At 51.6% G+C, this 21,550-nt stretch carries 18 protein-coding genes and 1 tRNA gene; 15 read left to right on the forward strand and 4 right to left on the reverse strand.

Annotated features, from left to right (window positions below; genetic code table 11):
• Window positions 1-161: 161 nt before the first annotated feature.
• From V0288_RS11910 to V0288_RS11930, 5 genes are all read left to right on the forward strand, one after another.
• On the forward strand, window positions 162-635 hold the full coding sequence (locus tag V0288_RS11910; RefSeq protein ID WP_332865316.1) for a hypothetical protein: 474 nt from the start codon (window positions 162-164) through the stop codon (window positions 633-635).
• Between the two features lie 155 nt (window positions 636-790).
• Window positions 791-2,335, forward strand: a complete 1,545-nt coding sequence (locus V0288_RS11915; RefSeq protein ID WP_332865317.1) for a metallophosphoesterase family protein — start codon at window positions 791-793, stop codon at window positions 2,333-2,335.
• A 357-nt stretch (window positions 2,336-2,692) separates the two neighbouring features.
• Window positions 2,693-3,139, forward strand: a complete 447-nt coding sequence (locus V0288_RS11920; RefSeq protein WP_332865318.1) for a rhodanese-like domain-containing protein — start codon at window positions 2,693-2,695, stop codon at window positions 3,137-3,139.
• Window positions 3,140-3,199: 60 nt separating this feature from the next.
• The gene (locus V0288_RS11925) at window positions 3,200-3,796 is read left to right on the forward strand and encodes a DUF6658 family protein (RefSeq protein WP_332865319.1); all 597 of its coding nucleotides are present in this window, start codon (window positions 3,200-3,202) and stop codon (window positions 3,794-3,796) included.
• Between the two features lie 222 nt (window positions 3,797-4,018).
• Window positions 4,019-5,350: an ABC transporter substrate-binding protein gene (locus V0288_RS11930; protein ID WP_332865369.1), complete on the forward strand. Its 1,332-nt coding sequence runs from the start codon at window positions 4,019-4,021 to the stop codon at window positions 5,348-5,350.
• A 329-nt stretch (window positions 5,351-5,679) separates the two neighbouring features.
• On the opposite strand, the gene V0288_RS11935 is transcribed toward V0288_RS11930, so the two are convergent.
• The 3 genes from V0288_RS11935 to V0288_RS11945 form a co-directional block, all read right to left on the reverse strand.
• Complete coding sequence (locus V0288_RS11935) at window positions 5,680-6,849, reverse strand: hybrid sensor histidine kinase/response regulator (protein WP_332865320.1); 1,170 nt, start codon at window positions 6,847-6,849, stop codon at window positions 5,680-5,682.
• A gap of 132 nt (window positions 6,850-6,981) precedes the next feature.
• A complete protein-coding gene (locus V0288_RS11940; RefSeq protein ID WP_332865321.1) occupies window positions 6,982-7,428 on the reverse strand; it encodes a response regulator in 447 nt (148 codons plus the stop codon).
• Entirely contained in the window at window positions 7,373-9,697 is a 2,325-nt protein-coding gene (locus tag V0288_RS11945) for an ATP-binding protein (RefSeq protein WP_332865322.1), read from the reverse strand. The genes V0288_RS11940 and V0288_RS11945 overlap by 56 nt, the downstream gene beginning before the upstream one ends.
• A 566-nt stretch (window positions 9,698-10,263) precedes the next feature.
• Between V0288_RS11945 and V0288_RS11950 the strand changes: the two genes are divergently transcribed.
• The 10 genes from V0288_RS11950 to V0288_RS11995 all read left to right on the forward strand — a co-directional run bounded on the left by V0288_RS11950 (window position 10,264) and on the right by V0288_RS11995 (window position 21,228).
• Window positions 10,264-10,335: transfer RNA gene (locus V0288_RS11950), tRNA-Thr, on the forward strand.
• Between the two features lie 207 nt (window positions 10,336-10,542).
• Window positions 10,543-11,694 (forward strand): Arm DNA-binding domain-containing protein, encoded by a 1,152-nt coding sequence (locus tag V0288_RS11955; protein WP_332865323.1) that lies wholly within the window; start codon window positions 10,543-10,545, stop codon window positions 11,692-11,694.
• Window positions 11,695-11,831: 137 nt separating this feature from the next.
• Window positions 11,832-12,296 (forward strand): hypothetical protein, encoded by a 465-nt coding sequence (locus V0288_RS11960; RefSeq protein WP_332865324.1) that lies wholly within the window; start codon window positions 11,832-11,834, stop codon window positions 12,294-12,296.
• Between the two features lie 144 nt (window positions 12,297-12,440).
• The gene (locus V0288_RS11965; protein ID WP_332865325.1) at window positions 12,441-17,108 is read left to right on the forward strand and encodes a strawberry notch-like NTP hydrolase domain-containing protein; all 4,668 of its coding nucleotides are present in this window, start codon (window positions 12,441-12,443) and stop codon (window positions 17,106-17,108) included.
• A gap of 93 nt (window positions 17,109-17,201) precedes the next feature.
• Window positions 17,202-17,594, forward strand: coding sequence for a CBS domain-containing protein (locus V0288_RS11970; protein WP_332865326.1), 393 nt, complete (start codon window positions 17,202-17,204; stop codon window positions 17,592-17,594).
• Window positions 17,591-17,968, forward strand: coding sequence for an HNH endonuclease (locus V0288_RS11975; protein ID WP_332865327.1), 378 nt, complete (start codon window positions 17,591-17,593; stop codon window positions 17,966-17,968). Before V0288_RS11970 ends, V0288_RS11975 begins: the two co-directional genes overlap by 4 nt.
• A gap of 75 nt (window positions 17,969-18,043) precedes the next feature.
• Window positions 18,044-18,982 carry an ISAs1 family transposase gene (locus tag V0288_RS11980; RefSeq protein ID WP_332865328.1) on the forward strand — a complete coding sequence of 313 codons (939 nt, stop codon included), beginning with the start codon at window positions 18,044-18,046 and terminating at the stop codon, window positions 18,980-18,982.
• Between the two features lie 33 nt (window positions 18,983-19,015).
• Window positions 19,016-20,032 carry an IS4 family transposase gene (locus V0288_RS11985; RefSeq protein WP_332865329.1) on the forward strand — a complete coding sequence of 339 codons (1,017 nt, stop codon included), beginning with the start codon at window positions 19,016-19,018 and terminating at the stop codon, window positions 20,030-20,032.
• Between the two features lie 45 nt (window positions 20,033-20,077).
• A complete protein-coding gene (locus V0288_RS11990) occupies window positions 20,078-20,455 on the forward strand; it encodes an ISAs1 family transposase (protein ID WP_332865370.1) in 378 nt (125 codons plus the stop codon).
• Between the two features lie 563 nt (window positions 20,456-21,018).
• Window positions 21,019-21,228 (forward strand): hypothetical protein, encoded by a 210-nt coding sequence (locus tag V0288_RS11995; protein ID WP_332865330.1) that lies wholly within the window; start codon window positions 21,019-21,021, stop codon window positions 21,226-21,228.
• A gap of 65 nt (window positions 21,229-21,293) precedes the next feature.
• Here the strand turns inward: V0288_RS11995 and V0288_RS12000 are convergent, their stop codons facing one another.
• A complete protein-coding gene (locus tag V0288_RS12000; protein WP_332865331.1) occupies window positions 21,294-21,512 on the reverse strand; it encodes a DUF433 domain-containing protein in 219 nt (72 codons plus the stop codon).
• Window positions 21,513-21,550 lie beyond the last annotated feature (38 nt).

Consider the following 21,550-nt stretch of genomic DNA (forward strand, 5'->3'; position numbering starts at 1 on the left):
TTAATCGATCCCGAAAACGAAGTTTCCCCGATCGCTTTTCCGTCTATCCTTTCGATTCGGGGGAAAAATTCGGGATAGCGATCGCCTCTCCCCTCTAGTAGAAGCGAGCGGAAATTCCCGCGGGGTAAACTCGATCGAGAGTAAGCGGGCTTTGAAAAAATATGACGGTTTCAGGAACGAACCGGGGAACGGAGGTCGCCATTTTTCCCACCCCCGAGGACGCTCGATCGGCGATCGAGACTTTACTTAACGCCGGTTTTCCCGAGGACAGACTACACCTCGAACGGCGATCGCTCGATTTGAAAATGCGTTACTACGAGGCGGCCACGAGAGAGGGGGCGAAAGGTGGGGCGCTGATCGGGGCGGTTCTCGGCGCTTTAGCGGGCTATACCTTTACTTTTCTCGTCAATTACCTGCCCGATTCCGCGGCGGCCAATCCGGACGCGAACCCTTTTCTGGGAATCGTTTTCGGGGCGATCGTCGGCGCGGCCGGGTTCGGCTCGATCGGGGCGCTCTCCGGTAGCGACGCGCCGAGAACCCTACCGCACAGCGATCGGGCCGTGACCGAAGAGTATACAATCTCGATCGAGGGAGATGAAGACGAAATTCAAAGAGCCAAGGAAATTTTAAGCTAATTTCCCTTCGCGGGCTTTCAGCGGCCGGAGGAGGCAGGAGGCAGGAGTCAGGAGTCAGGAGTCAGGAGGGAAAAATACCATTACTATCTCCCCACTCCCCATCCCCCTATCCCCCCATCTCCCCATCTCCCTATCTTCCCATCTCCCCATTCCCCATGCAATTTGTAGCCGATCCGCCGATCGCCGTGAAAATTCAAAAGATGAAAGAGCGGATTCGCTGGCGAGATCCGGAGATTAGCCGCCGGAAAATCGATCAAACGCGCTTTTTTCTCGACGATCCTCGCGGGGATTCGCCCGAGTTTTCCTTTCTCGTTATCGGCGATACGGGAACCGGACAGCAGAAGTACAATCCCCAGCGTCAGGTGGCGCTACGGATGTTGCCCCATCTCGCCGACTGTCGTTTCACCCTGCACACCGGGGACGTGGTGTATCTGGTGGGTTCGAGCGAGTATTACCCGGAAAACTTCATCAAACCCTATAAAGAGATGCTAGTGGGGGGCGATCGACCGGAAACGATCGATCTCGATCGGATTCTCTTTAAAACGCCGATGTTTCCCGTTTTAGGCAATCACGACTATTACGATCTGCCCCTACTCGAAGGGGTATTTTCCGGCTTAACCCTACCTTTTCGGCGTTTTTTAAGCTTGAGATGGGATCTCGACGTGGGTTGGCACGGTTCCCATCAGGGACAGGCTTTCGCGCGCGCTTTTCTCGATTATCTCGCCCGTTTCGAGCGCGGCCCGCGGTTCGGGGAACATCTCGATCGCCACTACGACGCGCCGACGGACACGGGGTACTGTTTACGCTACCGTCCGGGCGTTTTTACCCGTTTACCGAACCGATACTACACCTTCCGCCACGGGGGTATCGATTTCTTCGCCCTAGACTCGAACACCTTTAACGCGCCCTCGCCGATCCCGAAAACGGGGGAGGGGGAGGTATTGCGGCATCAGTTAGAACAGCAATTGCAGGATCTGGAGGCGGAAGAAGGGGCGATCGCGCGGGAACTCGATCGGGCGATCCGATCTACCGAGGAAGAGGAAATAATTCACGATCTACGGGTTAAATTGGAACAGATCGAGGAAATGACCCTCGATATCCGGAAACAACTGGAGACAACCGGCGAACCGGCGATCGATCTCGAACAACTCGACTGGTTAGAGCGGAATCTGGTCGAATCCTGGAATCGCTCCGAGGTACGCGGCCGGGTACTGTTTTTCCACCATCCCCCCTACGTGACGGAAGCGACAAAATGGAATCTCGCCCAAACCCGCGCTATCCGTCAGAATATTCGGGAAGTTTTGCGTAGGGTATTAAATATACTGGGAAAACGCCCCGATAATCGTCCGCTCGTCGATTTAGTGCTTAACGGACACGCTCACTGTCTGGAATACCTGCGAACGATCGATCCCGCGCGCGCGGACGCGGGGATTCCCTGGTTCGTCTGCGGGGGCAGTGGTTACAGTTTACGCCGGCAACGGCCGGAGGGGGGAGATCTCTACGAGGACGGGAAATTAATGGCTCGATCGGGTCTTTTTGTCGGTCGTAGCGGTCAGGGTTCGCGAAAACGCCGTCCCTACTCTTTCTTACGCGTCGATACGTTACCGGGAACGCCGCCACGCTTTCTCGTTCGCCCGAACGTGGTCGAACGCGTCGGCAAGGAATGGAACTGTCGGGAATTACCCGCGATTCCGATTTGAATAAAAGGTAGTTTGTCAAGTATTTTTAGCGAGAATTAACAGAAAAGAGAGAAATAAAATCAACCTTTTCGATCGATCGAAAAATTTTCTCCCGTCGGTCGCGGGAAATGAAGTGAAGCCCGATAATTAAATATTTGTAACCATTTCCTATTTTTTCTAGCTGTTAAGCTAACCCGCGGGTAAATTCTAAGCTTATAGGTTTCCTCCTGCCTCCTAACTTCCGCCTCCTACCTTCTACGTTTCAAGTTAGAGTCCAATCCCCCGATCGATCTTTCTGGAGAAAGATAGAAAGAAATCGAGATTTTGTTAGGCTTGATACGGAATGAGAAATCGCAGAATTCAAGAGGATTTAACATCGTGAATCCAGTCGAAAACACCATTATATCCGCCAAAGAAACCATCACGAAACCGATTCCCACCCCACCGCCGTTAACCGAAAATTCCAGCGCGGAAGCGTTAAAAAAACGCCTGAACTGGGGAGAACCCGCGTTAACGATCATCGACGCGCGGAAACGGGAAGATTTTAACCAGGAACATATCACGGGCGCGATGTGTATGCCCTTCGATGTTCTGGTGAAAACCGCCCGCGATAGTTTACCGTGGAACCGCGATATCTACGTCTACGGGGAGAACGACGATCGGGCCGAACAAGCGGCGAACGCTTTACGAGAAGCGGGTTTCCCGAATGTTTCCCATTTAGAAGGGGGAATTCAAGGTTGGAAAGACGCGAACGGGCCGATGGAAGGGCCGCTTACCTGGAATCACGGGCGGGTTCGTATCTTCAATCAGGGAAGAAAAGATTGATTTTCCCGATCGACCCCCGCCGATTCTACCTATAAATTTCCATTTCATCGAGGGCTAACTATGAAAAAGATCATCAACTTTCTCCAACGGGTAAACCTCGCGAGAATCGTTCTCGTCTTTCTTGCGGGCGCGGTTCTTTTCGTCAGTACCGCGTGTACCAACCCGACGAACGTGGCCAGAAGAGTGGATAGTAACTATCCCGATCAACCCTCCGCTCGCGATAATCGATTGATGTCCGGCGGCGATACGCAACGGACGCGGCGAGATAATCCCCCGTCCTACCGCCTCGATCGCAATATGGAACGGCACATGGAAGAGAGCTACACCCCCACCGCGCCGAGAAAGGGCATGAACGAGGGATTAGATGTAGATATCCGCCAGAAAGATAACTATTCCGCCGCGCAGAAAAGAACCGAACAGTTAGTCGATCGGGCCGAGAAACGCCTCGATAAAACCAGTCGTGTCGGCGATATGGAACGTCGCGCTTCCGAGGAAGGTATCCGGAGAAATTACGATAGCGATCGGACCGCGGAGAAAGTGAGCGATTCCCTCGAAGATATGGGACGCGGCGCGCGACGCGGTTTGGAAAACCTGAAAGAGAACGTCGGTTCGGCGATCGATGACGCGTCCGGCAATGTTAAAGACATGACTCGATAACCGGTCGATCGATCGCGGTATCGAACGGGAAAGGGGAAAGGGAGAAGCTTATCGCTCCCGCTCCCCTTTTTTCCTGTATCCCGGCAACCCTTCCCCGGAAATCACCGTCAGAACCCTAACTCCTATGGACGTTTTTCTTTCTCGTGTTAGACTTCCGTTTTTAGGATTAATATTCCGTTAAGCTTTACACTAAAACCTTTACCTGGGAAGGAGCGCTGAATGATGCAAAGAAGAGTTCGAGTACCGGTCGCCATTACCCTAGTCGTTACCAGCCTGATGGCTAACCTCTTAACCGCCTGTTCGGGAAATCAAACCGCGGAGAATCCGTCCCCCGGTTCCTCCCCCGCGGCCACCGGTTCCTCTCCCGCGGCCGCCGGTGGCGATGGCGGCTTGAAACTCGGCGCGTTACTGCCGATCACGGGGGATCTCGCGGCGATCGGTCAGAATATGCCCGAAGCCGCCCAGTTAGCCGTCGATACGATTAACGCCTGCGGTGGGGTGAACGGCAAACCCGTCACCCTCGTCAAAGAGGACGATCAGACCGATCCCGCGGCGGGCGCGGCCGCCATGTCCAAACTCGCGGAATCGGATAAAGTCGCCGGGGTCGTCGGTTCCTTCGCCAGTAGCGTTTCCGGCGCCGCGGTCGATATCGCCGCTAGAAATAAGATTATGTTAGTTTCCCCCGGTAGTACCAGTCCGGTATTTACCGATCGGGCGAAAAAAGGCGATTTCCAAGGTTATTGGGCGCGTACCGCCCCTCCCGATACCTATCAAGCCGCCGCGCTCGCCGCCCTCGCCAAGAAAAAAGGCTTTGAAAACGTCGGTACGGTGGTGATTAATAACGATTACGGCGTGGGATTCGAGCAAGCTTTCGTTAACGCCCTGACCAAAGCGGGCGGTAAACTGACCAATAAAGATAAACCCGTCCGTTACGATCCCAAAGCCCCCACCCTCGATAGTGAGGCGGCCGCGGCCTTCGCCAACAAACCCGACGCGGTAGCGGCGGTTCTCTACACCGAGACGGGAAGTTTACTTCTCCAGGCGGCCTATAAACAGGGGTTGACGAAGGGAGTTACGGTACTGCTCACCGATGGCGTGTACTCGGAGGATTTCACCAAACAGGTCGGGAAAGGAACCGACGGCAAATCGATTATCGCCGGCGCGTTGGGAACGGTTCCGGGCGCGGATGGAAAAGCGTTAGAAGCTTTTACCAAACTCTGGAAGGAGAAAACGGGTAAAGAAGTGACGGCTTTCGTTCCCCACACCTGGGACGCGGCGATATTGATGATGCTGGCGGCCGAGGCGGCGAAAGCGAACACCGGCGAGGCGATCCAGAGTAAGATCCGCGAGGTGGCCGGCGGCCCCGGTACGGAAGTTAGCGATGCCTGTCAGGCGATGGAACTGGTTCGCAAGGGGGAAGATATTAACTATCAGGGCGCGAGTGGCAACGTGGACATCGACGAGAACGGCGATGTGGTCGGTAGCTACGATGTCTGGACGGTGAACGACGACGGAACCCTGAAAGTGATCGATAAGGTCTCCCCGGCATTGTAATCGGGGGGGAAGTTTTTCGGAAGAAACGCCCGGTTCGATCGGGCGTTTTTTTTCTGAACGAGAGATCTAGCGCGTTCGGAAATTTGTGTTGATGGCGATCGCGGGATAGAATACGATAATGACTAGGGAGATCTGGCACGATCGAGATTTTATGACTACCCGTAATCTTGTTGATTTACTAATTAGTTGATTTACTAATTACTGGATAGAAATTAATCGCGACTATGTAGAATTAGCGCGAACAAGACCCAATGAATCTAATTATAGACAACAAGAATTATCGGTATGAAAATTTCGCCGTGAAATCCGCCGGGCATTCTAGAGAGAGATTACCATTCTATCTCGGTTAGAATCGGTAAGGTAACGGTGACGATCGTGCCGGTTCCCTCCTCGCTCTCGATCGAGATCTCCCCCCGGTGCGCTTCCACGCAACGCGCGACGATCGCCAGTCCCAATCCCGTCCCCCCGATCCCCTCGACGTTTTCCCCGCGATAGAAAGGTTGGAAAAGATGCGCCCGATCGCTCTGGGGGATACCGATCCCCCGATCCTCCACCCGGAAAATCACCCGATCGCTCTCCACTTTGACGCGAAACTCGACGGGAGTGGCGGCGGGAGAATATTTAATAGCATTTTCTAATAAATTTATCAAGATATGTTTAATTAAATTTACATCCCACAAACCCCGATCGAGTTGTCCCTCGATCGAGAAAAGAATCGGCGATCGATCTTCGCATTTGATCGAGAAAGATTCCACCAATTGTTGACAGAAACCCAACAGATCCACCTCGTCAAACTGCACCGAAAGCCGGCCCGAATCCGCGCGACCGATCAATAAAACTTCCGTTAACAATCGATCCATATCTTTGATCGCCGATCGGATCATCCGGAAGTACGCGACCTGTTGTTCTTTCGTTAACCGATCCCGGCTTTCTTCCAACAATCCCGCGGAAAGTGAAATCTTATTTAACGGGTTGCGGAAATCGTGGGATAGCATGGAAACGAACTCGGTTTTCTGTTGGTTTAACTCCTTGGCTCTCTCCAACTCGCTCGTACTTTCCCGCACCCTCGTCTGTAAAGTTTGATTCGATTCCCGTAAGGCTTCTTCCGTCTGTTTGCGCTCGATCGCGTAACACAGCGATCGGGTCAATCGATCGAGCGATACCTCCCGTTTCATTAAATAATCCTGCGCTCCCCGGCGAACGGCCTCGACCGCAAGATTATCATCATTCGTATTCGTTAAAACGACGATCGGTAAGCGGGGAGCGATTTTCAGTAGAGAATCGAGGGAAGCTATCCCGTAGCTATCCGGTAACGTTAAATCCAGTAAAATCACGTCGAAATCGTTATTCTCTAAAGATTCGATCGCCTCCGCCAACCGTTTCACATGAAACAGATAAAACTCTCTCGCGCTCGCGTCCTTGAGAATTTCGCGGTACAGTCGAGCCTCCGCTACATTATCCTCGATCAATAACACATGAATCGCTCGCGACACTATCATTTTCGCTAAAAAGCTTGAATTTGGGCGGGTAGTAGTCGATCCTTCAACGATGACGATAACGAGTTCGATGACAACGCTCGGCCCGAGAAAACAGGCTGTCCGACTCCCGATCCCCGACGATCGGCCTCTCACTCATTCTGTGGGAAAAGTAACGGTTTCTAACCAGAAAGCCTCTATATTTTTAACAATTTTAAACAGATCGGTCAAGTTACGAGATTTGGTGATATAGCAGTTGACGTGCAGTTCGTAGCTATGAAAAATATCCTCCTCGTTGCGCGAGGTGGTGAGAACGACCACGGGAATCCTTTTTAACCCGGAATCGCCTTTAATCTCCGCCAGTACCTCCCGCCCGTCTTTTTTCGGGAGATTGAGGTCGAGGAGGATGAGATCCGGCCGGGGGGACTCGGTGTAATCCCCCTCTCGCCGGAGATAGGCCATCGCCTCCACGCCATCGCGAACGACGACCAATTCGTGCTGTACGGTGCTGGTTTTCAACACCTCTTGGATGAGGCGGATATCGGCCTTACTGTCCTCCACCAACAAGATAATTTTGCGCGCTACGTCCTCGCCGACGCTCACGATCGCTACCTCCTAGGGGAATGGTGAAATAGAAAGTCGCTCCTTTACCCACCTCGGACTCGACCCAGATCCGGCCGCGATGGCACTCGATAATTTTCTTACAGATCGCCAGTCCCATGCCGGTGCCGGGGTACTCGTCGCGGGTGTGGAGCCGTTGGAAAATGATGAAAATACGCTCGAAGAACCGAGAATCGATGCCGATACCGTTATCGCTCACCGAGAATAGCCATTCCTCGTCCTCCCGTCGGGCGCTGATGTGAATGACCGGAGTTTCGCGGCCGCGGAATTTGATCGCGTTGCCGATCAGGTTCTGGAACAACTGCATTAACTGGGTTTTATCCGCCATGACGATCGGCAGGGGATCGACGGTGATAGCGGCGTGATTTTCGGCGATCCGCCCGCGTAGGTTGGCTAGGGCTTTTTCCAGCGCCTCGTTCGCGTCGATCGTGGTGAATTCCGCCGCTTGCAGGTCCACTTTCGAGTAGGCGAGAACGTCGTCGATCAGGGTTTGCATCAAACTCACCCCCTCGACGGCGAAGGTGATAAATTCTAGCGCGTCCTCGTCGAGTGCCGATCGATAGCGCAATTCCAACAACTGCACGTAGTTCGCCACCTGATTGAGCGGTTCCTGTAAATCGTGGGAGGCGACGTAGGCGAATTTTTTCAACTCCGCGTTCGACAGTTCCAGATCCCGCGCCAGTCGCGCCAGTTCGTCGGCCTGTTTGAGAATGATATTAACGATCGCCTTGCGTAATTCCAGCGCGGCGTTAATTTCCACCGCTTTCCACGGTAAAGATTTCAGGCGGACGGTCTCTTTCCACAGTTCAAAGGATTTGCGGGGGCCCAGACGGATCTCGCCATCGACGCGGACGGTCTCGATCGCTTTCCCCGGATCTCCCCCCCAGTTCACCGTCTGGATCACTTCCGGCCGGAACCAGAGGACGTAATTCCGTTTGGCGATCGGGATCGCCAGTAACCCGCTGGCGATGTCTTTATATTTCCCCGCGTCGGCGTAGAGACGGGGCAGGGAGTTGGTATAGAAAATCTCCTCGTGAACGTTTTTCTCCAGCCAGCCGATCAGGTAGCTTAATTCCTCCTCGTCGGGAGTCTGACCGATCAGCGTGTAATTTCCCCCCAGACAGAGGGCCGCGCCGGTCGCGCCGGTCAGATCGAGTAGATTGGGCTGATGGTTTATCAATCCGTCGATAAAGTTCTCCTCGCGGGTCATGAAATCGACCAATAGCGATTGGATAAAGGTCAATTTCACCCGATAGTCGTAATCCTCGGTTTCCTCGCGCGCGGAGATTTCCGAGAACACCACCCGACCGAGAAACTCGCAGGCTTTGCGGAGTTCGTAGGAAACGAATTTCGGGGTTCGGTGGTGACAGGCGATAATCCCCCAGAGGCGTTTATTCTCGATCAGGGAGATGGTCAGGGACGCGCCGACTCCCATATTGTGCAGGTATTCCAGGTGGCAGGGAGACGCGGCGCGCAGACTGGAAAGGGTGAGATCGATCGATTGCTTGGTGATCGGGTTGACGTTGGGGAAGAGATCGATCGCTTCCGCGGTCGCGTCGGGGATCTGGCGAATCCAGTTGGAACTTAGTAAACGTCGCGCGGGGAAGGGGATATCCGAGGCGGGATAGCGCAGGCCGAGATAGGGTTCGAGTTCGTCGATCTTATCCTCGGCGATCACGTCCCCGTTATCTTCCTCGTCGAATCGGTAGAGCATCACCCGATCGAACCCGGTCATTTTCCGGACTTCCCGGACGATAATGTTACAGAAATCTTTCAGGCTTCGGGTGGCTTCGAGTTTATCGATCGAGGTTTTGGCGAGGTGATAGAAGCTTAAAAAGGGAATGTTCTCGTAGGAGATCGCGGGTTCTAATTCGAGAATCAGTAAATAATCGGCCCCGCGATGGAAGATCGCGTCGAAAACCGCGAACTCGTCCCCGTCGATCCGCGCCCACAGTTTCGAGGGGTTGAGCGCGTCGAAATCGTTGTTCTCGATCGCCTCTTTGAGCGGATCGATCTGGACGGGATCGAAAATTTCCTCTAAAGTTTTGCCGATCAGATCCCGCGGGGAAATCTTCAAGATCGAGCGGGTATTCTCGCTCGCTTGCAGGACTTGTAGATCGGGTTCGCCGAGGACGAATAAAATCCCGTGGGGCTGAATTCGATTGTAGAGATGGATCGGTTCCCGCTCGATCGCCGCGGCCGCGCCCTTGACACCGGCCGAGGGCGCGAGCGTTTCGTGTAAAGCTTCCATGTGTATCGCTCCCCGTTGTTTCTGTATCGAAAACTGTTTTTTATTAAATCGATTTCTCGGGCGTTTCGGGGGAAACGGTTAAATAGATTGAATTTTGTTAACGGAGCGATAAAAAAAGATAGAAAACGTTAGATTAATAGCGAGGTAAACTATAAAAAAAGGAATTCTGGTGGGCTAGGCCCACCCGAGAACTGAATGGATTTACAAACACCCACTGACTTAGGTGGTTTCTTTTAGTATAACGGACTACCGGGCGGGATGACAGGATTCGATCGTTACGAATTACGAGGGAATGTTACAGGATCTAGCCGAATTTTCATGGAATGAGCGATCGAGAAAAACGGGAGTTTAATTATAAAGGAATCGAGTTTTCCGCCCGGGATATCCACCGTTTTTTTTAACTTTCCCGGGGCGATTTCCACGACGAGATCGGTCTAGAAGCGAACTCGATCGAGCGATCAAAAAAACTTACTTGACTTTTTATAAAAAATATGAGAGATGAAAGACATCGATCATCACCTTCCCCGTAGCTTCCGCTCTCGTGCTATACTGGGTAGGGTTAAAACGCTGGTGTAGCTCAGTGGTAGAGCAACTGATTTGTAATCAGTCGGTCGCGGGTTCAAATCCCATCACCAGCTTCTTAAGAAAATAAACGCTTTCCGCTGACCGTAAGGCTTTCGGAGCGCGGGTCGCGGAGGGACGGACTAGATTCGATCGGGTCATTTCGGTCGCTATCGGGTCAGTTTAGGGCGCAACTTGAGATAAAGATTGAGATAAAAATTGTGATAGAGAACGGGGCGGCATAGTATGATTGTACGAATCCCGTCGCGATTCATCTCGATCTCATGTATTCCCGAAATCGTAAAAGAGCGAAAAGTGGCAGTGTCCAGATCCGGAGTAGCAATGATCGTCTACAGCTTGTTTTCTCTTTCGAGGGCAGGCGGTATTTTGTCTCGACAGGATTGGGTGATAATCCCTACAATCGTAAACGGGCGCAGGATAAAGCGTTAGAGATCGAACGGGACATCGCCTACGGGGAATTTGATCCCGCCAATCTCGATAAATATAAACAGATTACCCTCCCGACAGCGATCGAGCCGGCCGTCCCGGCAGTCTCGCTCCCCACCTTACCTGAATTGTGGCAACGGTACAGTAATGCTCGCTCGGCGGGAAAATCTCCGGCCACACTCCGAATGTACGGATGGGTCGCCAACCATCTCGACCGATGTCCCTATCGCTCCCCGACCGAAGCTCAAGCGATTTTCGATTGGTTAAACGCCAACGTCCCGGCCGACTCCACCAAACGCGTCCTTATGCACCTATCGGCTTGCTGTAAATGGGCGAAGAAGTCCGGATTGCTAGATTCCAATCCGTTCGAGGGGAGCGCTTCCGAGGTCAAGGTCAAAAAAAGAGGCACGGAAGAGGAAGAGATCCGACCGTTTACCCGCTCGGAGCGCGATCGGATTCTCGAAGCTTTCCAGAATAACCGTTATTACAAGCATTACGCTCCCTTGATCGAGTTCCTATTCTTTACCGGATGCCGACCGTCCGAGGCACTCGCTTTGCAGTGGAAACACATCGGACAGACCTTTATCACTTTCGAGCGAGCCGTTATCTACGACGGGAAAGGGCCGGTACTCAAAGAGGGTCTGAAAACTCAACGCTCTCGTAAATTTCCTGTCAATGCCAGACTAAGCCGATTACTCGAAACGATTCGACCCCACGGAAACGTTCTCGATTCTCTCGTGTTTCCCAGTCCCGAAGGGAAATTTATCGACTGGCATAATTTTACGAACCGAGCGTGGAAATCGATCCTGAAATCTTTAGCGGATATAGAGTACCGTAATCCTTATCAAACCCGACATACCTTCTGTAGTTTGTGTCGGGAGGCCGGCATTCCCTCGATCCAGATCGCGAAATGGGTGGGAAATTCGGCCGCGATGATCGATCGGGTGTACGCGAAGCCCGTCGAACAAATCTCCGTTCCCGAACTCTAAAAAAATATTATTCGCTGGAAACTAACGCCCGTGGCTCACATATCGAACCGATAAATCAATGGCTAACGCCATTTCGATCGAGCGATCGCCTATCTCTACACGGCATCTCGCTCGAACGTAAATCAAGGAGACAAGATATGTTAGCCACCATCAATGAATCTCTTTTCCCGATCTTCCTGTTCCTCCTCTACTTCTGCGTGATTTCAGTCACGCTCACCCGTCGATCGAACGCGTCGGGAGCGAGCGAGAGTATGAAGGACACCCCTTCCGCACCGGACTCGGAAATCGAAATCACTGCCCCGCCAATCGATCGAGAAATCGTCCCGGTTCCCGACGGGGACAGCCGACAGTTCGAGCGGGAAGACGATTCTCTCGTTCAAACCGAGATTCTCATCGATAAGCTGACGAAACGCTCCTGCCGAAAAATCTGCAAGCCCCTCGGTATCCGACAGACCCGCGGCAAGACCGAGAAACCGCTAACCTCTATCAAAGCCGAGATCCAAGAACTCTTCCGCGAGAACCCGGCGAGAGTCCGATCGGTGATCGAGGTGAATCTTCCCGAACTCCTGCTCGCACTCGATCGTGAATCGGGAATCGCGTGAGATAGCCGGTTAAAAATCATTCGGGGTGGGCACGGATCGCCAGAGCGCAATCGTCCGCCCCGATCGATTTATCCCGAACTTCTTAATAATTTTCTCCCTAACCCGTCTCGCTAGACGGGCTTTTTTGTAATTGGATAAACCGTCATGATACTAACCGCAATAGCCTCGAAAGAACTTTTCGCGGATCGTCTCGATCGAATCCGTCGAGAAACCGAAAATTTAACTCGAACTCTCACCGTATTAGAGACTCGAAAACAGCGAGTAACGGAACGATTTAACCGGGTGAGTACCGCGCTAGAAATGATCGGTCAATTAACCGCTTTAGTTCCCGAAACCTCGACGGAGATCCGAGCGGCTTTAGAAGAGATTTTCACGGGGGATAATCCCGCGACCGAACCTATCCACGAGGTCGGAGCGATCGAAGAATCTCCTTCTCCCGTGTCGATCGAAGCGATCGATCGGGTCGTTCCCGTCAGTGATCTTGGCTCGAAAGGGGAAGATCGCCCGCTCGCGTTAATCCGGGTAGCCCGTCAACTTTTACCCTGTTTAGAAGAGGGACGGCCGGTGACTAATGCCGCTCTCTCGCGCGCGATGACCGAAAACTTCGGCGGTTCCGATGCGGAAGGTTGCTGGCTTTGGAAAGACGCTTACGAAGCCTTGGAAGTCGCGCAGATCCTGTGGGTGAACCAACACGGTCAGGAATTGTTAGATCGAGCCGATCGTCAGACCACCCGATCGGAATTGGAACGGATTCATCGGCTATGCCCGACTCACACCAAACGTTCCGAAACCTCGATCCGGTTACAGCAGTTCTCTACACCCCTGCCTTTAGCCTACATCGCTCGCGTGGCAGCCCGGCTTACTCCCGACGATCTCGTTTTAGAGCCATCGGCGGGGACGGGGATACTAGCCGTCTTCGCCCGAATCGGCGGGGTTGAACTGATTTTGAACGAGATCTGTCCGGAACGTCGGGGAATCCTAAAGGCAATTTTCCCCGATCGCCCGTTATCGGGCCACGATGCGGAAGCGATCGATGATTATCTCGATCGACGTTACCGCCCTACCGTCGTCATCATGAACCCGCCCTTTTCCGCCTCTCCGAAAATGGGGAAACGCAACGCCCACGCCACTTACAAACATATAAGCTCGGCACTGGCGAGACTATCGGAAGGAGGTCGTCTAGTGGCGATCTCCGCGAATTGGTTTTCCCCTTTACATCCTGAATGGCACTCGTGTTTCACGAAACTGCAACGTTCGGCGCGGGTGGTCTTCTCTTGTCCGATCGCTGGCAACGTCTACGCCAAACACGGTACGGCGATCGAGACCCGTTTGACCGTCTTCGATAAAGTCGCACCCGATAATTCTGACGAGTTTATCAACTGTTTCGAGAGCGTTCTTTCGCTACCCGCCCTGCTCGATTACGTCGGGATGTTTATTCCCCAACGTCAGGCACTCGCCCCGATCGTAGAGAGCGAACCGAGAGAGGAAACGCCCTCGAAATCGTTGGTAACGGCGATCGATCTCCCTCGTCCCGCGGCGGATTCGACAACCAAGAAACGATCGAGCGCTTCGGAACAGAAATCGGCAATTCATCCGGCGATCTCTCCCGACGAGATTATCGAACTGAACTACGGTGTCCGCGAGCGCGGGGGAAGCGTTCGGGAGATTTCCGATTCTCTCTACGAGACCTACGAACTTCAAACGATCGAGATCGAGGGAGCGCTCGAACATCCGTCTCCTCTCGTTCAGAGCGTCGCGATGGCGAGTGTCGCGCCTCCCGTGCCGGTTTACAAACCTTTACTGCCGAAAAGATTGATTAGCGAGGGAATACTCTCGAACGCTCAACTGGAATCGGCCATCCACGCGGGAGAGTCCCACGGGAAATTTCTGGAGGGTAATTATCAAGTGGACGATACACTCGATCTGATCTTGATCGCCCCGTCCGGAAGCCCCGATACCGTCCGGTTCCGTCGCGGTTACTTTATCGGCGATTCGACGGGAGTGGGCAAGGGAAGACAGGTGAGCGCGATTCTTCTCGATAATCTCCTACAGGGACGCTCGAAAGCTCTCTGGATCTCTAAATCCGACACTTTACTCGAAGACGCGCGACGGGACTGGACGGCGTTAGGAGGCAATCCCGACCACATCGTTCCGCTAAGTCGCTTCCGGCAGGGTGAACCGATCGAACTCTCGGAAGGTATCATCTTCGCCACCTACGCCACTCTCCGCACCGAGGCGAAGGGGGGTAAGAAATCCCGTGTCGAACAACTGATCGATTGGTGCGGTAAGGATTTCGAGGGGGCGATCGTGTTCGATGAGGCGCACGCGATGTCCAATGCCTCCCCGGAGAAAGGAGACCGAGGAATCAAGAAAGCCTCGCTACAGGGCATCGCCGGATTGAGACTCCAGCACGGACTACCCTCGGCCCGCGTTCTGTACGTTTCGGCAACGGGCGCGACGACCATCGCTAATCTCGCCTACGCTCAACGGTTGGGGCTGTGGATGACGGGAGAATTCCCTTTCGCGAGTCAAGCTGACTTCGTGGCCGAGATGGAGAAAGGGGGAATCGCGGCGCTGGAAGTGGTCTCGCGGGATCTGAAGGCTCTCGGACTCTACACCGCGCGATCGCTTTCTTACGAGGGGGTGGAATACGATCTACTCGAACACGAGTTAACCGACGAACAGATCGAGATTTATAACGCCTACGCCGACGCTTTCCGAATTATCCACCAAAATCTAGAGGCGGCGTTGGAAGCCACGAATATCACCAGTCCGGGCGGGAAAACCCGGAACCGAAACGCGAAATCGGCGGCTTACTCGGCGTTCGAGAGTAATAAACAACGATTCTTTAACCACCTGCTCACCTCGATAAAATGCCCGACGCTCCTGAAAGCGATCGAACGGGATCTCGCGGACGGTCACGCGGTCGTCATTCAAATTACCTCGACCGATGAGGCACTACTAGACAGACGGCTCGCGAACATTCCCGCCTCGGAATGGCATGACCTTCAAGTGGACATCACGCCGCGAGAGTACGTCATGGATTATCTTCTGCACTCTTTCCCCGTCCATCTTCACGAGGTCTATACAGATGAGGAGGGAAACGAGTATTCCAGAGCGGTGAAAGATAGCGAGGGGAATTCGGTTTTCTGTCAGGAGGCTCTACGGAAACGGCAGGATCTCGTCGAACGTTTGGGGCTTCTGCCTCCTGTACCCGGCGCGCTCGATCGCATCATCCAATATTTCGGTCATGAAAACGTGGCGGAGGTCACGGGGCGTTCTAAGCGGATTGTGCGGGAAACCGGGGGAGGTCGGGAAAGACTCGCGCTACAGCCGAGAGCGGGTTCGGCCAATATTGCCGAGACACGGGCGTTTATGGACGATAAAAAGCGAATTCTCATCTTTTCGGAAGCCGGAGGGACGGGACAAAGCTATCACGCCGACCTCAACGCCAAGAACCAACGTCTCCGCGTTCACTATCTTCTAGAAGCCGGTTGGAAAGCCGATTCCGCGATTCAGGGATTGGGGCGCACCAATCGAACCAATCAGGCGCGACCTCCCCGATTCCGTCCCGTGACTACCAACGTGAAAGGCGAGAAACGTTTCCTCTCGACGATCGCCCGGCGCTTGGATTCTTTGGGCGCTTTGACGCGGGGACAACGGCAGACGGGAGGACAGGGATTATTCAGACAGGAGGATAACTTGGAATCGCCCTACGCGAGGGCGGCACTACGGCAACTCTATCACGCCCTTTACCTCGGAAAACTCTCCTGCTGTTCCCTCAAAGAGTTCGAGACACACACCGGACTCACGCTTACCGATAAGGAGGGGAATCTCAAAGAGGAATTGCCACCGATCGCCAAATTCCTCAACCGTGTCCTCGCTTTACGGATCGAACTGCAAAACGCGCTATTCGAGGAATTCGAGGTCAGATTGGAGAACAAAATCGAGGAGGCGATCGCCGCGGGAAACCACGAGGTAGGCGTGGAAACCCTCAAAGCCGAAAGTTTTCGGGTTTTAGAGCGAACCGTGATCTATACCCATCCCGAAACGGGGGCGCGAACCCATTGCGTCAAGATCGAGCGAAAATGTCGGGCGCGGCTTTTATCTCCCGAAGAAGCTCTAGATATCGTCCGGTTTCACGCGGGTCAGTTAGTCGTTAACGATCGCTCGGGTCGGGTAGCGATCGCTATCCCCACCAATAGCGCGGTCACGGACGACGGGGCCATCGAGCGGCGGGTGAACTTGATCCGTCCGCTTTCCAACGAGAAGATGAGCGTGGAAACCTTCCGAGCCTCTACATGGCGGGAGGTGGGACGCGCGCGATTTGAACGTCTCTGGCGGGAGGAAACGGGGGAATCTCCCGAATTCGAGGTCGATTCCTTCTACTTGATTACCGGCTTACTCTTACCTATCTGGAATCGATTGGATGCCGAGAATATGCGAGTATTCCGCCTACAGACGGATGACGGCGAGAAATTGCTCGGTCGTCTCGTCCACGCGGGCAATATCGCCTCGGTCTATCGAAATTTGGGAATTACCGACGTTCCGAAACTTACCGCCGATGAGGTGTTTCGATCGGTCTGGCAGAGAAAGGAAACCGTACCATTAGCGAGGGGTTGGCGGTTGCGTTCCTCCTCGATCATGGGAAATCAACGCCTAGAGATCGTCGGGGTTCACCAAAAGTCCGAGGTGATGTATTTGAAGGCGATCGGTTGTCTGACCGAGACGATCGATTGGAAACTCCGCGTTTTCATCCCCGTTAACGAGCGGGCGGTGACGGTGATCGAGAAGATTCGATCGATGGCTTGAACGTATTGGAAGGGGAGGGGATAACTCTCCCCTTTTTTCTTTCCAAACCAGCGATCCACCGGCACAATTGAAAGAGAGCGAAAGGGAATAAGAATGAGCGAGCGACTCACCATCGACTTACCGGATGAAATCTATCAACGATTCCAGCGTTTAGCCCGCCTCTCGAACCGCGAGATCGCCGAGGTTCTAACCGATACCCTACAGAGGTTTCTCCCCGTATTAGACCGGGAATCAGAGTTCGACGGGCCGATCTCTAGCCTGTCCGACGAGCGCGTACTCGCGTTAACCCGATTGGAGATGGAGGACGAAGAGGATCGGCGATTGAGCGAGCTTCTCGAACAACAACAAGCGAGAGATTTAACTCCGTCCGAAAGACTCGAACTGCAAACTTTAATGGGAGTTTATCAAGCCGGATTATTACGGAAAGCGACGGCTTTGAGCGAGGCCGTCAAACGGGAATTAATCGCTCCTTTGAGTGACGGATGAGCCGCTATATTTCGGAAGAGATAAAGGCGAGAGTTCGGAGAGAAGCCCGCGAGCGGTGTGGCTACTGTCTAAGCCAACAGAAATACGTGTTGGGGCAGTTAGAAATTGACCACATTATTCCGAAAGCTTTAGGCGGAACGGATGACGAGGAAAATTTATGGCTCGCCTGCCGTTTATGTAACGGTTATAAAGGAATTCAGGTACGGGGAAAAGACCCTCTGACCGGCGAGATCGCCCCTCTCTACAATCCGCGCGAAAGGAATTGGAATGAGCATTTTACTTGGAAAGAAAACGGGGTTTATATCGAGGGATTAACCAGGGTAAGCGCGTCTTATTTAGTAACTAAATATACAAAAAAATATCTCGAGATATGAGATCGGAATTTTCGGACAAAAATCGGATAGAGTTGAAGCGTGAGCTAAAATTGTCCGCAAACATCTATACTGAAAATGACTCAAGGTTTTCTCCCCGTTTCCAACCCGAAAGAAGAAAGTGGCTCGAAAGGCAAAAAAGAACACTTTTTAGCGACTGGATTTCAGAAACACTTCGCCAGTGTCCGAGATCTGCGCATCGAAAGAACTAAGGCTCATAACCTACTCGACATTATCGCGATCGCCTTGTTAGCCGTTCTAAGTGGTGCGGACGGATGGGAAGAAATCGAAGCTTACGGAGAAGGGAAATGTGAATGGTTAAAAAATTTTTTAGAATTACCGAACGGAATCCCCTCGCACGATACTTTTAGTCGAGTTTTCGCGAAAATCGACCCGAAAGAATTTCAGGAAAGTTTTTTGGGGTGGGTCAAAACGGTAACGGAAAAGTTGGGGGTAGAAGTGGTCGCCAAGGGTGCGCCTCCGGCGATCGCGATCGATGGGAAAACGCTGAAAGGTTCCTACGATAGAGAGTCAAGAAAAAAAGCCCTACATCTCGTGAGTGCGTGGTCTTCATCCCATCGATTGATTCTCGGTCAACAGAAAGTGAAAAATAAGTCCAACGAGATAACGGCTATCCCGGAATTGCTAGAAATGTTATCAATAGAAGGAGCGGTGCTAACGTTGGATGCGATGGGGTGTCAGAAAGAGATCGCTTCCTTGATAATCCAGAAAAAAGCCGATTATATTCTTTGTTTGAAAGCGAACCATAAAGGGATGTACGAACGAGTATTTGACTGGTTTCAATTGGCGAAAGCGGAAAATTTTGTCGGTCGAAAATCTGATTATTATCAAGAAGTAGAGAACGGACATCATCGAGTTGAAAAAAGAGAAGTGTGGGTAGTTCCCGTCGAGGAGATCCCCGGTCTTGATCCGAAGGGAGAATGGAAAGGATTAAAGACAGAAGTGTTGAACGTTGAAAAAAGCGAAACAAAAAATGCTATTATAGATAGAATTTAGACAATTTATCAACCTGCAAATTTTGATTTTGCTATGACAACAATTTTTCCAAAACTCATGAAAGAGCTTCTCAAGCCTTTACCAAAAAATGACTATCCGGCCATCAGTACATTTACCTTCGTGTCCAGTTGGATAGGTTTCGCTTTAGATCAAAGCCTCGTCAGTATGAGAGACTTATGTACGCGGATGACCCTTCAAGGAATCAACCTTAATCTCTCCACGTTTTCTAAAGCCAGTAAAATTCGAGAAACCGAGCCATTCGAGAAAATAATCGCGGAGTTAACGAAACGATTAATCGCGAAAAAGGGGAAAGCGAACACGCGAGCGATGTTTCCCATTGACTCAACAATAATCACCTTGACGAGTAAATTATTGTGGGAGGAAGGATGGCATCAAGTCAAGCTGTTTTCGGGACTGAATAGTATCACGACAACCGTAGAGGGAATCGTGATCCATTTCGGGCAAGGTCATGACTCTAAAGAAGGAGAGAAAACGGTAGAGGCGATCCCGGCAAATGGAGTAGGGGCAATGGAGCGAGGGTTTGTTTCTCGCCCGAGAATTTTAAAGTTATTAGAAGAAAAGGACAAACATTTTATTCTAAGGGTCAAAAATAATATGTCCCTAGAAATGCTGGAAAATGGACGGTGTAAACTCGGAAAAGGAAGAAGGCAAGTAGAGGTTAGAGTGGTGGCTTTCTGCGATCTAGAAACCCGGACTGAATTTCGGATAGCAACCGATTTACCTTTAGAAGGGGAAGGGGCGGTTAGCAATGAAGAGATCGGGGAAATGTACCGGCGAAGATGGCAGATAGAACTCCTGTGGAAATTTTTAAAAATGCACCTTAAACTCGACAACATTATTACCAAAAATGGAAATGGGATTCGGATACAAATCTATAGCTGTATTCTGGCCTACCTAATTTTGCAATTAATTGATATTGCAGAAGATTTTGGGAAAAGCTTATTAGATAAACTGCGTTATTTACAGAGTTTTATGTGTCAACATACCAGCTATGTACACTGGTTCAGAAAAATTGTCTATTCAATCTGATCAATGGCGTTGATAGGGTTAGTGTACACTTCAATGTAAAGTTTTATTGCGAGATTCAACGTTTCTGGATTAAAGAATATCGTAGTGATAGTTAGAGAAAGAATTTGTTGGAATAAAACGACGAGACAAACTCATATTTATTTGAGTAGTTGGATGGAAAATGCGGAAAAGATGGCAGGAGCGATTCGGAGCCACTGGGGAATTGAAAATACGGTGCATTGGATATTAGATGTAACGTTCGCCGAAGATAAAAGTCGAATCCGTAAGGAAAACGCCCCCGAAAACTTCGCTTTATTGCGTCGCCTAGCTCTGAATATTTTGAAACAAGACATCGGGGATAAAAGAAGCGTGAAAAGGAAACGTTATCTAGCGGGACTCGATAATGATTATCTCTTAAAAATCCTAACCTTCGCGGTCGCTTAACGGAAAATGATCGGTCAATCTCGTCAAGAGCGAGTGCGAGGTAAGCGGAACATTGGTCAAATAACTTGACAACCCCACTAGAGCGTGGGGGAGATTTCGCACTCAATTTTAGATAAGGTAACACGCCAAGATCGAGAAAATATTAGATACACGATGTTTGGTTAATGTCCAGAAAATTTAGACGCGTTTACCCTGAGGGATTAACGAACCGGGGACGGGCTACGGTGGAGGCATTACAGCTTAACAATCAAATCGCGGTCGCCGTTCGACGGGCTTCAATACTTCTCGGATAAGCATCGTTTACCCATTCACAAGGATACTGAAGCCCTTGAAATTCCGTAGGCGAGAAGCCCCGGAAAATCCTTAACCGAGAGGTATTGCGACGGGCTTGGATTTCCGCGGGCTGGCATCCTCCAGAGGAAGAATAAAAAAAATTCGGTCTTCATACCGGTCGGTAAAAGTTTCTACTTAGAATTCGAGTTTACCTCGGAACAGAACACGAGAGTTTAGAAAGATAGCCTAACGGCTTTCGATTATGAAAAATTCTCGAATCCGTGAAAAAAATGAAAACAATTCAAGGAAACCGGTGTCAAGAAACTGCCATTGAAGACTTCGCAACGGGACAGATGGACGCGATTAACTCTCTGCCGCCTCGATCGAAAAATTACTATTACCGGATGGGGTGGGAGGACGCGACCTACGAAATGTCTTTAGGACGAATTCACTGGCAAACCGATAAAAATATGGGAATTTTGGAACCGATCGAGGTCTAGCACTCCCTCTGTCTAGATCGCCGAACAATTTACCCGTAAAGCGGTTGTTCGACCGCTTTATTTTTTTATCGATAACGATCGCCCCGGCGCGCGGCGGATAGTAGAACGGCTTGAATATCCTCTCTTTCCAAATCCTCGTAATCTGTCAAGATCTCTTCGGTTGTCATCCCGGAATTCAGGAGTTCGAGAAGAAATTCAACGGGGTATCTTAACCCGCGAATACAGGGTTTTCCATGACAGACATCGGGATGATGGGTGATTCGTTCTAATAATGGCTCGCTCACGCACTTACTCCCATTTATTCGATCACTCGTTCTTGACG

The sequence above is a fragment of the Pannus brasiliensis CCIBt3594 genome, from assembly GCF_036688125.1.
In the GTDB taxonomy this organism is placed as follows: domain Bacteria; phylum Cyanobacteriota; class Cyanobacteriia; order Cyanobacteriales; family Microcystaceae; genus Pannus; species Pannus brasiliensis.